Origin of the sequence: Niveibacterium terrae (genome assembly GCF_048213115.1) — a bacterium.
Lineage (GTDB): Bacteria > Pseudomonadota > Gammaproteobacteria > Burkholderiales > Rhodocyclaceae > Niveibacterium > Niveibacterium terrae.
Genome location: NZ_CP172404.1, coordinates 3,434,332 through 3,450,516 on the forward strand (window position 1 = coordinate 3,434,332; position 16,185 = coordinate 3,450,516).

Annotated in this window: 14 protein-coding genes; 4 read left to right on the top strand and 10 right to left on the bottom strand. The window is 59.9% G+C overall.

The window, feature by feature from the left end; translation table 11 throughout:
* Positions 1–13 precede the first annotated feature (13 nt).
* From rarD to ACHFB9_RS15920, 3 genes are all read right to left on the bottom strand, one after another.
* Positions 14–883, bottom strand: a complete 870-nt coding sequence (rarD, locus tag ACHFB9_RS15910) for an EamA family transporter RarD (protein ID WP_417068441.1) — start codon at positions 881–883, stop codon at positions 14–16.
* Complete coding sequence (locus ACHFB9_RS15915) at positions 883–1,452, bottom strand: YqiA/YcfP family alpha/beta fold hydrolase (protein ID WP_417068442.1); 570 nt, start codon at positions 1,450–1,452, stop codon at positions 883–885. The genes rarD and ACHFB9_RS15915 overlap by 1 nt, the downstream gene beginning before the upstream one ends.
* Positions 1,453–1,527: 75 nt before the next feature.
* Positions 1,528–2,352: an undecaprenyl-diphosphate phosphatase gene (locus tag ACHFB9_RS15920; RefSeq protein ID WP_417068444.1), complete on the bottom strand. Its 825-nt coding sequence runs from the start codon at positions 2,350–2,352 to the stop codon at positions 1,528–1,530.
* Between the two features lie 90 nt (positions 2,353–2,442).
* Here ACHFB9_RS15920 and glmU point away from each other — a divergent pair, with 90 nt between their 5' ends.
* Both glmU and ACHFB9_RS15930 read left to right on the top strand, forming a co-directional pair.
* Positions 2,443–3,801 (top strand): bifunctional UDP-N-acetylglucosamine diphosphorylase/glucosamine-1-phosphate N-acetyltransferase GlmU, encoded by a 1,359-nt coding sequence (gene glmU / locus ACHFB9_RS15925; protein WP_417068446.1) that lies wholly within the window; start codon positions 2,443–2,445, stop codon positions 3,799–3,801.
* A 42-nt stretch (positions 3,802–3,843) separates the two neighbouring features.
* Positions 3,844–4,377 carry a GNAT family N-acetyltransferase gene (locus tag ACHFB9_RS15930; RefSeq protein ID WP_417068447.1) on the top strand — a complete coding sequence of 178 codons (534 nt, stop codon included), beginning with the start codon at positions 3,844–3,846 and terminating at the stop codon, positions 4,375–4,377.
* 72 nt (positions 4,378–4,449) lie between these two features.
* On the opposite strand, the gene ACHFB9_RS15935 is transcribed toward ACHFB9_RS15930, so the two are convergent.
* From ACHFB9_RS15935 to ACHFB9_RS15950, 4 genes are read right to left on the bottom strand one after another with little or no spacing between them, the layout of a single operon-like run.
* Entirely contained in the window at positions 4,450–5,250 is an 801-nt protein-coding gene (locus ACHFB9_RS15935) for a hypothetical protein (RefSeq protein ID WP_417068448.1), read from the bottom strand.
* A 13-nt stretch (positions 5,251–5,263) separates the two neighbouring features.
* Complete coding sequence (locus ACHFB9_RS15940; RefSeq protein WP_417068449.1) at positions 5,264–5,440, bottom strand: hypothetical protein; 177 nt, start codon at positions 5,438–5,440, stop codon at positions 5,264–5,266.
* Positions 5,441–5,487: 47 nt separating this feature from the next.
* Complete coding sequence (gene nudC, locus ACHFB9_RS15945) at positions 5,488–6,378, bottom strand: NAD(+) diphosphatase (protein ID WP_417068451.1); 891 nt, start codon at positions 6,376–6,378, stop codon at positions 5,488–5,490.
* A gap of 17 nt (positions 6,379–6,395) precedes the next feature.
* Positions 6,396–6,896, bottom strand: a complete 501-nt coding sequence (locus ACHFB9_RS15950; protein ID WP_417068453.1) for an Lrp/AsnC family transcriptional regulator — start codon at positions 6,894–6,896, stop codon at positions 6,396–6,398.
* 138 nt (positions 6,897–7,034) lie between these two features.
* Here ACHFB9_RS15950 and glmS point away from each other — a divergent pair, with 138 nt between their 5' ends.
* Positions 7,035–8,861, top strand: coding sequence for a glutamine--fructose-6-phosphate transaminase (isomerizing) (gene glmS, locus ACHFB9_RS15955; RefSeq protein WP_417068454.1), 1,827 nt, complete (start codon positions 7,035–7,037; stop codon positions 8,859–8,861).
* 279 nt (positions 8,862–9,140) lie between these two features.
* On the opposite strand, the gene ACHFB9_RS15960 is transcribed toward glmS, so the two are convergent.
* Complete coding sequence (locus ACHFB9_RS15960; protein WP_417068455.1) at positions 9,141–9,416, bottom strand: hypothetical protein; 276 nt, start codon at positions 9,414–9,416, stop codon at positions 9,141–9,143.
* A 905-nt stretch (positions 9,417–10,321) separates the two neighbouring features.
* Between ACHFB9_RS15960 and ACHFB9_RS15965 the strand changes: the two genes are divergently transcribed.
* The gene (locus ACHFB9_RS15965) at positions 10,322–11,335 is read left to right on the top strand and encodes an IS110 family transposase (RefSeq protein WP_417068456.1); all 1,014 of its coding nucleotides are present in this window, start codon (positions 10,322–10,324) and stop codon (positions 11,333–11,335) included.
* A 462-nt stretch (positions 11,336–11,797) separates the two neighbouring features.
* Here the strand turns inward: ACHFB9_RS15965 and ACHFB9_RS15970 are convergent, their stop codons facing one another.
* Together ACHFB9_RS15970 and ACHFB9_RS15975 are read right to left on the bottom strand one after the other, a co-directional pair.
* A complete protein-coding gene (locus ACHFB9_RS15970; protein ID WP_417068458.1) occupies positions 11,798–14,908 on the bottom strand; it encodes a DEAD/DEAH box helicase in 3,111 nt (1,036 codons plus the stop codon).
* Positions 14,898–15,683 (bottom strand): hypothetical protein, encoded by a 786-nt coding sequence (locus tag ACHFB9_RS15975; protein WP_417068460.1) that lies wholly within the window; start codon positions 15,681–15,683, stop codon positions 14,898–14,900. The genes ACHFB9_RS15970 and ACHFB9_RS15975 overlap by 11 nt, the downstream gene beginning before the upstream one ends.
* Positions 15,684–16,185: the final 502 nt, after the last annotated feature.

Below are 16,185 nucleotides of genomic sequence, written 5' to 3' on the forward strand. Positions count from 1 at the left end.
AGGCCGGCGGACTTCAGCGCCTCAACGCGTCGAATGAATAGAGCGCGAGTCCAGCCCAGATCAGCGCGAAGCTCGCCAGCTGCGTCGGCCCGAAGGCCTCGCGGAACACGAAGACCGCGCAGAGGAATTGCAGCGTCGGCGCCATGTACTGGAGCAGACCGAGCGTCGAGAGCGGCAACCGGCGCGCACCTTCGGTGAAAAGCGCCAGAGGGACTGTCGTAAGCAAACCGGCTGCGGGCAAGAGCAGCAGCGCCCAGCCCTTGTCCGCGCCATGCAGGCCTTCACCGATTCCCACCCACAGCAGATAGGCCAGCGCGACGGGCAAGGCGAGCAGCGTCTCGACGCAGAGTCCATTGACCGAATCGACCGGAGCCCTCTTGCGCAGCAGGCCATAGGCCGCGAAGGTGCCGGCCAGCAACAGCGCGATCCAGGGCAGGCGGCCCATCATGACGATCCGGGAAACCACCCCGAGCGCCGCGAGGCTGACGGCCGCCCACTGCAGGGGGCGCAACCGTTCGCGCAGCACCAGCGCGCCCAGCGCGACATTGAGCAAGGGGTTGATGAAATAGCCGAGACTCGCTTCGACGGTGTGGCCGGCCAGGATGGCCCAGACGTAGATCAGCCAGTTGCTCGCGGTCAGCACTGTCGTCAGGCCCAGCAAGGCGAGTATGCGCGGTCGTGCGAACACCGCCTTCAGCTTGCCGAAGCCCTGCTGGAAACCGATCCAGGCGAGCAGCAACAGCACCGACCAGAGCACGCGGTGCGCGACGATCTCGGCCGCCGGCACCCAGGACAAGGCCTTGAAGAAGATCGGTGAGACGCCCCAGACGAAAAAAGCGCAGAGCGCGCAGATCACTCCGCGCCGATCCAGGCGAGCCCCCATCAGATCAGCCCGGCGAAGCGCAGCACTTCATCGAGGTATTCGGTCCACCGCGAGAAACCGTGATCGCCTCCGGGCAGCACGGTCTGCCGGGCGCCGGCGAAGTGCGCGATAGAGAGCCGCGCATCGAGCACCTCGTCGCCCTCCTCGACCATCAGCCAGAAGTTCTGCGGGTGCGAAATGCGCTCGACGCGCAGCGCCTCGGCCTGCTCGACGTGCTCCCAGGTGAAGCTGAAGCGCTCGCCGGTGTAGAGGTGTTCGTGCTCGCCGACAAAAGGCGAGGGATCGTAGCCGTCGCGGAAGACGGCCGGATTGACAAGCACTGCCCGCAGGTCGTGCTTCTCGGCGAGATGGGTCGCGTAGAAGCCGCCCAGAGAACTGCCGACCAGGGTCGGAGGAGTCGCGCAGGCAGCGATCGCCGCTTCGGCCTGGGCGATCGCCTCGAACGGAACCGGCGAGAGCTGCTCGCACCAGAGTTGATCGGCGAGGCCGCGGGCCTTCATGTGCCCGGCCAGCTCCTGAATCTTCGAGGAGGCGGGGCCGGAGCGGAATCCATGCAGATAGATGATCACGTCGAGAGGCTAACGTAAACGGACGAGCCCCGTCTCGGCGGGGCTCGTTTCAAAACTTTGCCTGTTGCAGGGGGATCAGTTATCGACCCACTGCACCCAGCCCATCTGCCAGGTCAGCAGGATCACCAGGCCGAAGGCGATCCGGTACCAGGCGAAGAGGCGGAAGTCGTGGGTCATGATGTAGCGCAGCAGCCAGCGCACGCACAGATAGGCCGAGATGAAGGAAGCGATGAAGCCGACCGCCCACATCCCGGCGTCGTCACCAGAGAGCAGCGCGCGCTCCTTGTAGAGTTCGTACAGCGACGCGATGACCAGAGTCGGAATCGCGAGGAAGAACGAGAACTCGGTCGCCGCCTTGCGGGACAGGCCGAACAGCATCCCGCCGATGATCGTCGAACCCGACCGCGAAGTGCCGGGGATCAGCGCGAAAGCCTGGGCAATACCGAGCTTCAATGCATCGAGCCCGCTCATCTCTTCGACGGTCTCGACCCGGGTGTATTTCTGCCTCGCCTCGGCCCACAGGATCACGAAAGCGCCGAGGATGAAGGTACTCGCGACAACCGGCGGGTTGAACAGGTGGGCCTTGATGGCCTTGCCGAACAGCAGGCCCAGCGCGGCGAGCGGGATGAAGGCGATGCCCACGTTGACTATGAAGCGCATCGCGCCCTTGTCGTGGAAGGCATTCGCAAAAGTGTCGATCAGGCGCTGACGGTACTCGATCGCGACCGCGAAGATCGCCGCCGACTGGATCACGATCTCGAAGAGCTTGCCGCGGGCGTCGTTGAAGTTGAGCAACGATCCGGCGAGGATCAGGTGGCCAGTCGAAGAGACCGGAAGGAATTCGGTCAGCCCTTCGACGACGCCGAGAATCAGCGCCTTGATCAGCAGCAGGGTATCCATGATGGGGGGAGTTATTGGCTTAAAGGGCGGATTATAACGGCGCCCCGCTGCTAGAATCCTCGCCACCTCCGACTCTTTTTCAGGTTTGCCATGCACGTCGTGATCCTCGCCGCGGGCCAGGGCAAGCGGATGCGTTCCGCTCTGCCGAAAGTTCTTCAAGCTCTGGCCGGCCGGCCGCTGCTCGCTCATGTGCTGGACACCGCCCGCGCCCTGGGTGCGGACAAGCTCAGCGTCGTCTTCGGCCACGGCGGCGAAGCAGTTCGCGCGGCGCTCGACGCACCCGACCTCGCCTGGGCTCACCAGGCCGAACAGCTGGGCACCGGGCACGCGGTCGCCCAGGCCCTGCCCCACCTGCCCGAATCCGGTCCGGTGCTGATCCTCTACGGCGACGTGCCGCTGACCCGCCGCGAGACGCTCTCCGAGCTCATCACTCGCGCCGGCACCGACGGCTTCGCGCTGCTGACCGTGGACATACCAGACCCGACCGGCTACGGCCGCATCGTCCGCGAAGCGGGCAAGGTCGTGCGCATCGTCGAACAGAAGGACGCGAGCGAGGCCGAGCGCGCGATCACCGAGGTCAACACCGGCATCCTGTGCTGCCAGGCCCAGCACCTGCGCGGCTGGCTCGCCAGGCTGTCGAACGATAACGCCCAGGGCGAGTACTACCTGACCGACATCATCGCGATGGCGGTCGCCGACGGCATCACGGTTCAAACCAGCCAGCCGGCCGAGGTCTGGGAGACGCTGGGCGTCAACGACAAGAGCCAGCTCGCCTCCCTCGAACGCCTGCACCAGAGGAACCTGGCGCAAGCGCTGCTGCAGGCCGGCGTCACGCTGATCGACCCGGCGCGCATCGACATCCGGGGGGCGCTCGTCTGCGGGCGCGACGTCGAGATCGACGTCGGCTGCGTCTTCGAAGGCGAAGTCACTCTGGGCGACGGAGTCAGGGTCGGCGCGAACTGCGTGATCCGCAACACCAAGATCGCCGCCGGCGCCCTGATCCACCCCTTCTGCCACCTCGAAGGCGCGTCGGTCGGCCCCAAGGACCTGATCGGCCCCTTCGCGCGGCTGAGGCCGGGCACGGTCCTCGCCGAGGACGTGCACATCGGCAACTTCACCGAAGTGAAGAACAGCGCGATCGCCGCCCACTCGAAGGCGAACCACCTCAGTTACCTCGGCGACGCCGACATCGGCAGCCGGGTCAATGTCGGCGCCGGAACGATCACCTGCAACTACGACGGCGCGAACAAGTTCCGCACCGTGATCGAGGACGAAGTCTTCATCGGCTCCGACACCCAGCTCGTCGCGCCGGTCCGCGTCGGCCGCGGCGCGACTCTGGGCGCTGGCACGACGCTGACCAAAGACGCACCGCCCGCAGAACTGACCCTGTCCCGCGCCCGGCAGCTGACCCTGCTCGGCTGGAAGAGGCCGGCCAAGAAAGCCAAGTAAGGCGACCCCGCCCGTTCCCTGCGAACCCCCAAAGAGGAAATGATGAACTCACGCCCTGAAGCGCGCAGTGCCCACCTCGAACTGAGGCCCTGGAGTCTCGCCGACCTCGACGCGCTGGCCGCGCTGACCGCCGACCCGCTCGTGATGAAAGGGGTCGGAACCGGCGCGACGCTCGATCGGGCGACGACGCTGCGCTGGATAGAGAGCCATCTGCGCAGCTATGCGCGCTTCGGCTACGGCTGCTGGGCGGTCGTCGAGCGAGAGAGCGGCGACGTGATCGGCTGGGGCGGACTCAGTCATTCGCCGAACACACCCGAGCCCCCGCTGGTCGAGATCCTCTTCGCGCTGTCGCCGAACTTCTGGGGCCGGGGCCTGGGGACCGAACTGGTCGGCGAGATCGTCGCCGCCGCGTGGCGCCGCCCCCAGCTCGAAGAGATCCTCGCGACTCTGGATCCGGACAACGCAGCCTCGGTCAAGGCGCTCGAGAAGAATGGCTTCATCCATGTGCAGACCGAAGTCGGCGACGACGGCCTGCCCTCGGCCTGGTACGGACTGCTCAGACCCGGGGTCGAATAAGCCCGTCAAAAACGTAGCACTTTTGGCTGCAAACGTAGCTCAAAGTGCTACACAGGTCCGCCAACGGAGGCGTCAGCTCAGCGGAGCATCCACTTCGGCGCATCCATGATCGAGATCCGCTCCATCGACTGCCGCGGCCAGCTTGGCGTACTCGACGTTGAGCGTCGTCGTTTCGCTATAGCGCAACACGAAACTGTCCCCTTCTATCGGGTAGAAACGATCCCTGTCCGCTTCATCGCCGGACTTGTCCTGATTCAGAGGGCGCCTCATCGCCTCAATCAGAACCAGGCGATCAAGCCGCCCTTCCTGATCGAGGAAGTAATCATCGAGCCAGCCGACATACAGATAGGGACAGCCGGCGATACTGACGATCGCGCTGATCCGGATCAGGTCTGGACGCTCTTCTTCCGTGAAGTCCGCCCCCGTCAACAGGTAGTACCACGGAGCTCCCGAGACACGCAGGAACCCGCTCCACCAACCGGCACCTTTGCGATCGAGCCTGAACTTCCTGATGAACCTTCGAACCCAGGCTGGCACAACATACGAAAAAGTGACCAGGGATACTAGATAAACGAGGACAAGCGGAACTTGCTGTTCGAGTGCCGCGAGCGCCTTGCCCTGCCTAGCCGGATCCGAGCCGACGAGCCCGAACACAATCCAAGGTTGGCATTGGTAGTCCGTCAGCCAGGACAATGCCAGGCTCCAGACCAGGTGCAACACGGCGGCCCATAACACGGCCCCGATGGCGACCTGACCGAAAGGCGAATAATCGAGTGACAGACTCTCGCTCACGTCCCAATTGATCCGGGAACGAGCGATGAATCCAGGAAGGATAAGAATGAAGACGACGAGCGCGGGCAGAGTGAAGTTCATCCGCCCGCTCCGCTCAGGAAGCCTTGGCTACGACCTTAGGCGTGAAGCGAAGAAGCTTGCCTTCGACGCTCAGTTCGATGACCGGCGCGGGCGCCCTGCCCGACCTCGTGACAAGAAAGCGGCGCAGCTGTTCCCGGGCTTTCGGATCAGCCATGACTTTCTTCGCGAGATCGCTTTTCAGTGCTTTCATGAGCGCAAACTTAGCACAGAGTAAAGCCCTCCGCCTAGGGTAAGCCATCACGCCGAAGTCAGCGGTCCCTGCATCGCCCGCAGCGCGGTCTCTTCGAGGGCCGGATGATCCGGAGCGACCTCGGCGATCGTCGCATTGATCAGCCGGCGCGCGATCGACAAGCGGTGCGGCAGATCGGGCAGCGCGGCGAGACTGAACCAGCGCGCATCCTCGATCTCGCCCGGCTGGCAGACGATCTCGCCGCTGACGTAGTCGGCGACGAAGGCGATCATCAGCGAGTGCGGGAAAGGCCAGCTCTGGCTCGCGAAGTAGCGCAGATTGGCGATCTTGACGCCGATCTCCTCCATCGTCTCGCGGTGGACGCAGTCCTCCAGCGACTCGGACGCCTCGACAAAGCCGGCCAGCGCGCTGTAGAACACGGTCGGAAAGCGTGAGCCGTGCGCGAGCAGCAATTCCCGCCCCTGCGGCCCGTCGCGCTTGATCAGCACCATCATCGCCGGAGCGATCCGCGGATAGACCGTCTCGCCACAGGCGGGGCAGCACCTCCCCCGCCCCTCATCGTGATCGACCGTCTCGGTCGCACAGACGCCGCAGTAACGGTGGGTGCGCTGGAATTCGAGGAGCTGGATCGCCCGTCCGGCCACGGCCAGCAGATCGTCGTGAAGACGGTTGAACAAGCCGCGCAGCCCTTCGAAGACCCAAGCTTCAGGCGCTTGCGCGCTGTCGACGCGGGCCGCCCAGCAGGGCTTGCCGGCCAAGAGACCGACGAACTGCTGCTGCCCGCAGGCCACGGGCGGCTCGGCGCCGACCGGAACGACAGGCGGCTCGTCGCCAGTGCTGACCAGCAGCGCTCGCTGATCGAAGAGGAACCAGTACGCGTCTTCGCCGCAGTCGGCCGGAGCACAGACCAGGGGCTCGAAATTCTCGGGTAACAGCATATCGACACCGGGGGAAATCAGAGGGGGGAGGCCGGCAGAGGCAGCGCGGCGGAGAACTTGCCGCGGCGCACCGTGAAAAAGGTGCGCACATTGCGGACGTTGCTGCTGCCGGAGAACAGCCGGTGGGCCAGCTCATGATAAGCCTCCATGTCCGCGAGCTGAAGGATCAGCACGAAATCGGGACCGCTCGCGACCTGATAGCACTGCTGGACCGCCGCTTCGGCGCTCGCGTTCTGTTCGAATTCGCGCTGGTGCTCGGAACCCTGCTGGTCCAGCGTCACCTCGACGATCGCACCGAGGCCCGCGGCCAGGTGGGCGGGAGAGAGGATCGCAACTTCGCGCTCGATCACCCCCTCCTCGCGCAATCGCCGGACCCGGCGCAGGCAGGTCGCCGGCGACACATGGACTTTGGCGGCGAGCGCGTGATTGCTCAATGAGGAGTCGCGCTGCAGCTGATCGAGGATGCGCAGGTCGGTCGCATCGAAAGACAGGGACGGACTTTCGGAAGAATCGCTCACGGACAGAGCCTCTATGAAAGATTGTTTCACGCATCAAACAGCATGAAAGATTATTTCTCTGGCGTGCGAATTTTGCAAACCTCTTTCGCGCCAACCTGCCTATAGTCCGCCCATCGAAACCTCTCTGTGGAGCACAGCATGTGCGGCATCGTCGGTGCGGTCAGCACCCGGAACATCGTCCCCATCCTGATCGAAGGCCTGAAGCGGCTTGAATACCGCGGCTACGATTCCTGCGGCGTCGCGGTCCATCAGGACGGAGCGCTGCGCCGCGCCCGCAGCACGGCCCGGGTCGCCGAACTCGACGCCCAGGTCCACGCCGACAAGGTCGAAGGCTTCACCGGTATCGCCCACACGCGCTGGGCCACCCACGGCGCCCCGGTCGTCAGCAACGCCCACCCGCACTTCTCGCGCGAGCGCATCGGCCTCGTGCACAACGGCATCATCGAAAACTTCGAAGAGCTGCGCACCGAGCTCAAGGGCAAGGGTTACGAGTTCGCGAGCCAGACCGACACCGAGGTCATCGCCCACCTGATCGACTCGCTCTACGACGGCGACCTGTTCGAAGCGGTCAAGCAGGCGACGCTGCGCCTGAAGGGCGCTTATGCGATCGCGGTGTTCTGCCGCGACGAACCGCACCGCGTCGTCGGCGCCCGGGTCGGCTCGCCGCTGGTGCTGGGCGTCGGCAAGGATGAGAACTTCCTCGCCTCGGACGCGATGGCGCTGGCCGGAGTCACCGACCAGATCGTCTATCTGGAAGAAGGCGACGTCATCGACCTGCAGATCGGCAAGTTCTGGGTCGAAGCGCGCCACGGCGACGAGTTCGTCCGCGCCGAGCGGCCCGTGCGCACCGTGCACGCGCACACCGGCGCCGCCGAGCTGGGCCCTTATCGCCACTTCATGCAGAAGGAGATCTTCGAGCAGCCGCGCGCGATCGGTGACACGCTGCAAGGCGTCGAAGCGATCACGCCGGCGCAGTTCGGCGAAGGCGCGGGAAAAATCTTCAACGACATCGACTCGGTGCTGATCCTCGCCTGCGGCACCAGCTTCTATGCCGGCTCGGTCGCGAAGTACTGGCTGGAGTCGATCGCGAAGATCCCGACCAGCGTCGAGATCGCCAGCGAATACCGCTACCGCGACAGCGTGCCGAACCCGCGCACTCTGGTCGTCACGATCTCGCAGTCCGGCGAGACCGCCGACACGATCGCCGCCCTGAAGCACGCCCGAAGCCTGGGCATGGAGCAGACGCTGACGATCTGCAACGTCGCGACTTCGGCGATGGTCCGCGAATGCAAGCTCGCCTACATCACCCGCGCCGGCGTCGAGATCGGCGTCGCTTCGACCAAGGCCTTCACGACCCAGCTCGCCGGCCTCTTCCTCTTGACCCTCGCGCTCGCGAAAGTGCGCGGACATCTGGGCGTCGAGCAGGAAGCCGAGCACATCAAGGCGATGCGCCACCTTCCCGTCGCGCTGCAGTCCGTGCTCGCGCTGGAACCGCAGATCATGGCCTGGGCCGAAGACTTCGCGAAGAAGCAGAACGCGCTCTTCCTGGGCCGCGGCCGGCACTACCCGATCGCACTCGAAGGCGCACTGAAGCTCAAGGAGATCTCCTACATCCACGCCGAGGCCTACCCGGCCGGCGAACTCAAGCACGGCCCGCTCGCGCTCGTCGATGCCGCGATGCCGGTCGTCACGGTCGCACCGAACGACAGCCTCGTCGACAAACTGAAGAGCAACATGCAGGAAGTGCGCGCGCGCGGCGGCGAGCTCTACGTCTTCGCCGACGCCGACACGAAGATCACCAGCGAACCCGGCGTCCATGTGATCCGGATGCCCGAGCACTACGGTGCCCTCTCCCCCATCCTGCACGTCGTCCCGCTGCAGCTGCTCGCCTACCACACCGCCTGCGCCCGCGGCACCGACGTCGACAAGCCGAGAAACCTCGCGAAGAGCGTCACGGTGGAGTAAGCAAGGAAAAGGGCGAACGCCCCGGAAGAAGTTCAAACACCAAGCCCGGCAAGCGCCCCCAAGGCCTTGCCGGGCTTTGCTTTGGGGGCGAGGAGTTCAATATCGGGCAAATGCCACGACCGCGCGGTCGCGAAGCGTTTGTTCCAACCGCTCAAGCGCGAGCGGATCAAGCGGAAGATCTGCGCCGCCTGCGAAGGAACCCACCACGCAAACGGCACACCTCCGACAAATCAGCATTTCATGAAGCTTGGATATTCCTAGGGAATCTTGATCGATCAACTAAATACGTTGGCGAGACCTTAGCTGATTTGATATCTGCGCAGCTTGCTCAAGCATTTCGCCACTGACAACACCCCAGTGATCCAACGCTCTAGAAATACTCATTGGAGGCAACGCTTCACAAGATTGCAAATTACTTTTCAATTTCTCAAAAAGCACCTTGATGGCTTCTTTGCTTTCCGGCGTCCAGCCATCCGAAATTTCTGATGAATTTAATTCACCAGAAAGAACCTCAATGATGGCACCTATTTTTTCAAAAAGAACCTTGTCATCCATAACCAGCCCCTGCCCGCCCCGAAGTTGAACCCCACAGGGATCAGGCCTTCAATTTCATAAAACCATGCAAAAATCGAAAGCAAGGCCCGCCCCTCGAACCTCCGACCGAAGGGTCAGCCACAAACCGGTTCATAACGAAGAAGCTCCGAGCCGACGGAACCACCGAACCACCGGGGTCTTGCTTTCAATCATGTTGATGCAATTCAAGACCTGACCCCACGCTTTTCCATGAAGCTTGGATCTGTCTAGGGAAGCAGGGCCGATTCAGATTGGGGATTTACACAGTTTGTTTGACAGACCCATGCCCGCCAGTGACGGACATTGCTTGCATATTTCATTCGGTCAGAACTTTATCTTTAGATAAGCTTGCTCTGCGGAAAGTATCAAAGCGCCAAGTTCACTATCGATTGACCAAGAGTCAATGACAGTGTTTCCCATACCCCTAACCCGTTGCTCAGGAGACGGCAATGTCGATGATTCGATTTGTTGCATCATCACTCGTATCTGATCGAGAATCATAACGCCCTGCCCACCTCGCACCATTGAGGACTGACCTTGCTGCTGTTTATGTATTTCAGACTCGACCCGAACCTGAATTTCCTTGAGATTTTCCAATAGTTTGCTTGTCTGCAACGCGTATGCCTTGCTCTTCCACCAGAGGTGGTTCCGGTTGTTCGGACAGATAATCCGTGCCGCTAAGTGGACGCCTGCGTGGTGTTGAAATTCTACGCGGCGATCTTGGCCTGTGGCGGAGCCTCCTCTCTATTCCACTGTCAGCCGGGTGGTCTCAGAAAAAAATGATCGGATGCAAGACCTGATAAACATCTAGCCCGTGGGCGGTCTCCGAAGTCGGGTTGTAGAGTTGAGTTTCCGACGCTCAACACACCCCAACCAAGGAGGCCGCAATGGAACTGTACGCGGGGATCGACTTGCATTCCAACAACTGCGTGATTGTCGTGCTGGACGCGGACGACCGAGAGGTCTATCGCAAGCGCCAGCCGAACGATCTGGCGGGCATCATTGCAGCGCTGCGTGGCTGCGGAGAAGTCACCGCGGTGGCGGTGGAATCGACCTACAACTGGTACTGGCTGGTCGATGGACTGCAGGAGGCCGGGTATGTCGTTCGGCTGGTCAATACGGTTGCGGTCAAGCAGTACGACGGCCTCAAGCACAGTGGGGACTTCAGCGATGCGCACCACCTGGCGCACCTGATGCGTCTGGGAATCCTGCCTACGGGCTACATTTACCCGCGAGAAGGTCGAGCGCTGCGTGACCTGCTGAGAAAGCGCAGCCAGTTGGTTCGCCAACGCACCACACAGATTCTCAGCATCCAGAATCTTCTGGCGCGCAATCTTGGAGAAACGCTCAGCGGCAGTGCGATCAAGCGTTGGCAAGCCGCGAACATCGAAGCGCTTACCCTCTTGCCCGAGCAGAAACTCGCGTTGGCCAGCAACCTGACCGTCATGCATTGCCTTGACGAGCAGATAGCTCTGCTTGAACGATCGATTCTCAAGCGCGCCAGTCTGAAACCCGAATTTCTGGCGATCAAAAGCGTCAGCGGGATTGGTGAAGTTCTGGCGCTGACCATCACGCTGGAGACGGGCGACATCTCCCGCTTTGATGGCCCCGGAAACTTTGCCTCCTACGCACGTGCCGTCGATAGCCGGCGGGAGTCGAACGGAAAGAAGAAAGGCGAAGGCAATACCAAGTGCGGCAACAAGTACCTCGCCTGGGCTTTTGTCGAAGCGGCGAATTTCGCGGTGCGCTACGACGCGCAGATCAAGCGTTGGTATCAGAAGAAATCGGCCAAAACGATGCCCGTCGTGGCGATCAAGGCTGTAGCGCACAAGTTGGCGCGCGCCTGCTATCACATGCTCAAGACGGGAGAAGCGTTCGATGTAAAGCGCGCTTTCGGCTAACGATCAATGGGGCGCGGCGCGCGAGTCAGACTGAGGGTTGGAAAAACCATTAGACCTGATTGAACACGCGCCACGGCCCCGCCCGAGCAAGTCGCAACACGGTGCCCGCATCGCGAGCCACCAAGGGGTTGGACATCGCTAGATGAGCCACAGACCTGTGTGAATCGACACGATTCGCCGTTATTGGACGCGGTGGGGAGCAGAGGGTTTTCTGGGGCGGCAACGCCGCCAGGGGCTGAGCAGAGCACTGCGCCAGCCTTGATCCTGATGGGTGACTGGTGCGCCGTGGGCGCAACCAGCAATTGAGAACCAAGAGTGCCGCCGAGCGGTTCGCAAGGGAGAGCAGCAAACGGCATGCGCCTTACGGCGCAGGATTTTTTACAACCTGGTTGACAGGGAAGGCTAATGGGTGACCCTCGGCGCTCGGACTTCCCGTTCAAATACCAGCCCACCGAAAATTAGTCATAGGTCACCAATAACAGCACTAAAGTACGCTGGATAGAAATCAAGCACAGATGTGATGACGTTTCGGCGATCACGAAACGCAGAAATGAAGTCCGATCCGTCATATCCGGACAATTGAATCGCGTCCGCAACATGTTGCGCAACGCAACGGTCTGCAAGACCTGACTCATACGCTGAGACAGCAAGCCTACTTGTCAAACCATATTTAAGGGATTTCTGAAAGTCGTTCAGCGCAGATGCGCCCTCGTTGCCGAATCTTGTTGTTCCAAACAGAAACTGGGCTACAGCTGCGAGAACTAACGGGCACTCGAAGCCTAGGCACCCCTCAAAAAAATCAAGCACGTCAGCCTCCGTTAGTCTGCGTCTACCATCCCCCCAAGGTTTTGTCGCCCCACTGTTCCTGGCAATCTCCATAAGATTATGGAACGAAGCCCCATGCAACCAACCCCGAGCAAGTTGAAATGGCATGCCTTTCGGTTCCATCATTGTCAGCAATTTTTCATCAATTACCTCACAGAATAGTGGCCATACAGCTTGCAGCCAGTCCTCGCCGGTCGTCAGCGAACGTAGTCTTCCTTCATTTTGCTGAACCCAGTGCTCCACCCGCGAGGCATCGTTCACATTAAGCAATGTCTTTGCGAAAATAAACTGGCGCGCTGGCTCTGGAGCTATTCGCTCGATATACTCCGCAGCCAAACAGAAAAGCCGAACCAACTCGGCTTTCGAAGAAGAATCTGCCAACGCATATGCAAGAGTGCTCACAGCCAAATCACGGACTTTCAGTCTCGACTCTTCCTGACTTGCAGTTCCACGATTGGCCATCAGGTAGCTCTCAAGAGCTGTTAGTAGCTTTTGCCTTTTAGAGATGTCTTTCACCAGTGATCGAGATTCAAAGCCCAAGTGCGGATTTTCTTTTTCCACATCGAAAGCCCACGCCTCTAGCAGTTCGCCCTTGAGAAAGTAGGTCTCTATAGGCACCTCCAGCTCAATTCCTCCCTCAGGTGACCGCAGGGGAGCCAATAGCTCTAGTAGCGAACTCGACGTTTCCTCTGAGTTCTCGGGCTGGAGTAGATCGACTGCGGCTTGCTTACGCCATTGCTCTTCGATGGCTCTAGGGTCCGCGAACAGCACCAGTCCCTCGGTATGCATACCTGCACGCCCTGCTCGGCCAATCAAGTTCTGAAAGTCCCTCGTCTTGATTCGATCAGCCCCTTGATTTACACCAGAGACAATTAGATATCGAATAGGAAGATTGACCCCCTGAGCAAGCGTCGAGGTGCAGGCAACGAATTTGATAAGCTCGTTTTGCATCGCGTGCTCAATAGACAATCGTAACCCTTGCGGCGTCGTGCCGTGATGAACAAAAACCCCCAGAGCTGCGGCTCGTACTATTGCGGAATCTTCACCAAAATGTTTAGTCGCAAGATTGACTAATCGCCGGATCTCGCCTGCGTCTGAAGCCGCAACAGGAGGCACTAAACTGAGCCCACGCCCGTAAACTTCGACGGCCCGCTCTGCAAGTCCAGTAGCAGTGTCCTTCCTGCCACAGAACACTGCCACAGCCCCATTCGGCGCCAATCGAATGCCAAGATAAAGCGACACATCCTTCCAGGCGTCCGCCCCATTCTCAGGGAAACACCGGGGCTTACGCTCCTTCCCACGACGCGCTAACTCTTGTGACTCAATGCATCTTGGGACAAAGTAGTCTGAGCGCGAGAAATTGTCGGACTCAAAGAACAGAAGCTGACCAAGCCGATCGTGCCATTTTGCAAATGCAACTGACCGTGTAGTCGACAAGAGTCCGGATCCGTTCACAACATTAGGCTCGACGCCGATAAGCCACGTTCCTACCGCTACCGCATTCTTGATTACCGCAGAGATGAGAACAGTCTGCGCAGAAGCTTGAAGCAATCCTTTAATTTCAGTCAGCAACAGTTCGTATGTAATGCCACGCGGCCCTGTGTCGAATTGATGCCCCTCGTCATAGACAACCAAGCCAATATGCGCAATCAACGCCGGCTCCTGGCGTAAGACGTAAAGCAGTTTTTCAGGTGTCAAAACCAATAAATATCGAATTGCTGGAGCCTGCAGCCCAAACAGTTCGGCCAACTGGTCTACAAAGTCCAATTGCAGCGCATCCGATAGTTCATTGACCTTGACATCTTCGCCTCTGAAAGAATGACGAAGAGATGAGGCCACTTCATGGCACAGGGCACGAAACGGCGCGACAACCACAGCAACCCGCGTTCGGTCAGCCAAGAAAGCACTTCTTAGAATAATTTCGACAGAACGCGTCTTGCCCGCGCTCGTAGGCATCTGGACCACGCCGGATCGCCCGGAAAATAGTCCGGCCTTACCAAGCAACTTCTGCGACGGCCAAAGCTCCTTAGGAAAACCATAGCGGCGTATGGCCTCTGACCACGCACTATTATCCAATCCACTGAACCCAGGTAGTAACGTCCAAGCTGAGCTAGCCAATCTCAGCTTGATCACTGCCGAAACTACTTCAACAAGCACCAAGTCTCGAGCCGAGCCTCTCCCGTAGAAGTGCCGCCGAAGCACATCAAGCATCTCCACCACTAGCTCAGACGGCATGCCTTCATTGAAGTGTTTTATCAACCTTTTGGCTAGTTCATCCAGTACATCACGTAGCGGATGTGCTGGCAGGTTCGGCCCCTGACGCCAGTCTGCTTGGAGGACCCAAGTGATCAGTTGCTCGATAGCATCGTCACAATCCTGAGAAAGACGTCGTGCAAGCACTAAGCTGCTTCCAGGGCGCTGCCCCAAAAAGTAGCTGGCAGATGCCAGAAGCGTAGTTTCTCGCGATATGCCCGTATCAAAGCGAGACGCTAAGTAGGCATCAAAAAAACTGGCAGCGAAACCTAATTCGGCCCGTAGTTCGTCGGACAGACAGCCTTGAGTGTCAGGAGTATCGTTAAGCGCAGCCGATGCATCCACGAGAGTGCCAATCGACAGCGGGAACAGTGCAGCAGGTTCTACGTCTTCCGGAATGGCAATGTGGGACTCTTCAGGCAACCCCAGCTCATACATCTTCCCTTTCGAGCGTGTTATGCCGAAGTACCGGCGGCTGGCAAATTCAGGCTTCATCGGCTGCTCGTTTATAGAGGGAGTGAGCAAGCGCCATCAGATCCTTACCCGTGATCGTAATGAGTTTTAGGTTCGCTGCGTTGTTATGTGCAACAGTAGATGTGGCCTTAATACATTCGGAGTCGAAAGCATCGTCAGAGAGAACAGCTGCAGCGCCCGAAACAAGCCGATATGGACGATCAACTGCGTTTTGGAATCGCTGGACGATCAACATGTAGGCCTGCTGACCCGCAAGATGCATTCGTCGCTTCATCGCCGCTAATGTTTCGCCTGCGCGCAGGTAATCCTTCCCGGAGTCATTGACCGCGACCTGCAGCCTTTTTTTATACTTGCCCCCACGGAGTTGCGCCTTGACCTCGAAGGTCATCATTTCGTCGGTAAGCTTCGGCTGGTTCGCATTCGGGCATTTGAAACCGACGATATCGACACCCTTTACGGACTCGTCACGGCATCCCTTCTCAGCGTATTTTCCACGCGGCACCCAATAGCCGAGCATGAACTCTACGAAATCCGAAACCAAAAATTCCGCAAAATCTCCAGAACGAACTGCGGGCCCCGGAGCTTCACTTCTATCAGGAAAAACGAGTTTCAATAAGTACTCAGCTCGAGACAATCCCGTTCCCTCTCGCAAAATATCAAGGTCGCCATCTGAACAGTAGGTGTTTCGAAATTTGTAAGCCCACTCACTAAGGAGCGCAGCATCGTTTGGAACGTTCAGCGCCCAAACCTCACACGTTTCACCCGCATCCAGTGTTAAAGACTCGACTTTTTGCAAGTGACTAAGATATAAGGGCTTTGTCATAAAATAAAAGGGGAGATGAAGTCGATTCTCGTTAAAAATCTATCTTGAAATTCCAGGCAACTGAGGCACCAAGCGCCTCTTGAACAGCTACTTGTCCTCTTGCCCGGGAAAGAGTTCGAGAACAACATGCGCAAGCATCTACAAACTTTCCGGCGGCGGTGGCATTGTGGCGACGATGTACTGACGTGCATCCTGCACAGAACCGACTACACAGCACTCTACGCCGCCCAGCAGCAAGACGCATCCTTCTCTTCGGCCGCCTTGCACAGGAAGGGTGGCATGACGAAGCAAGACTTCTCGTCGGCTTGAACGGCCTCGCGCCGACCGCATCCACTCCGCTCCTGCCCGACGGGCTCCCTGACGAGACGGCCTGCAGCCTCGTCAGCCGGCTTCGCCAAATCCCCCCGATCCATTCATCTGCCCCCGCTTTCGAGCCCGGGAATGCGTTCCTAGGCAATTCGCCCCCGGTCACTTT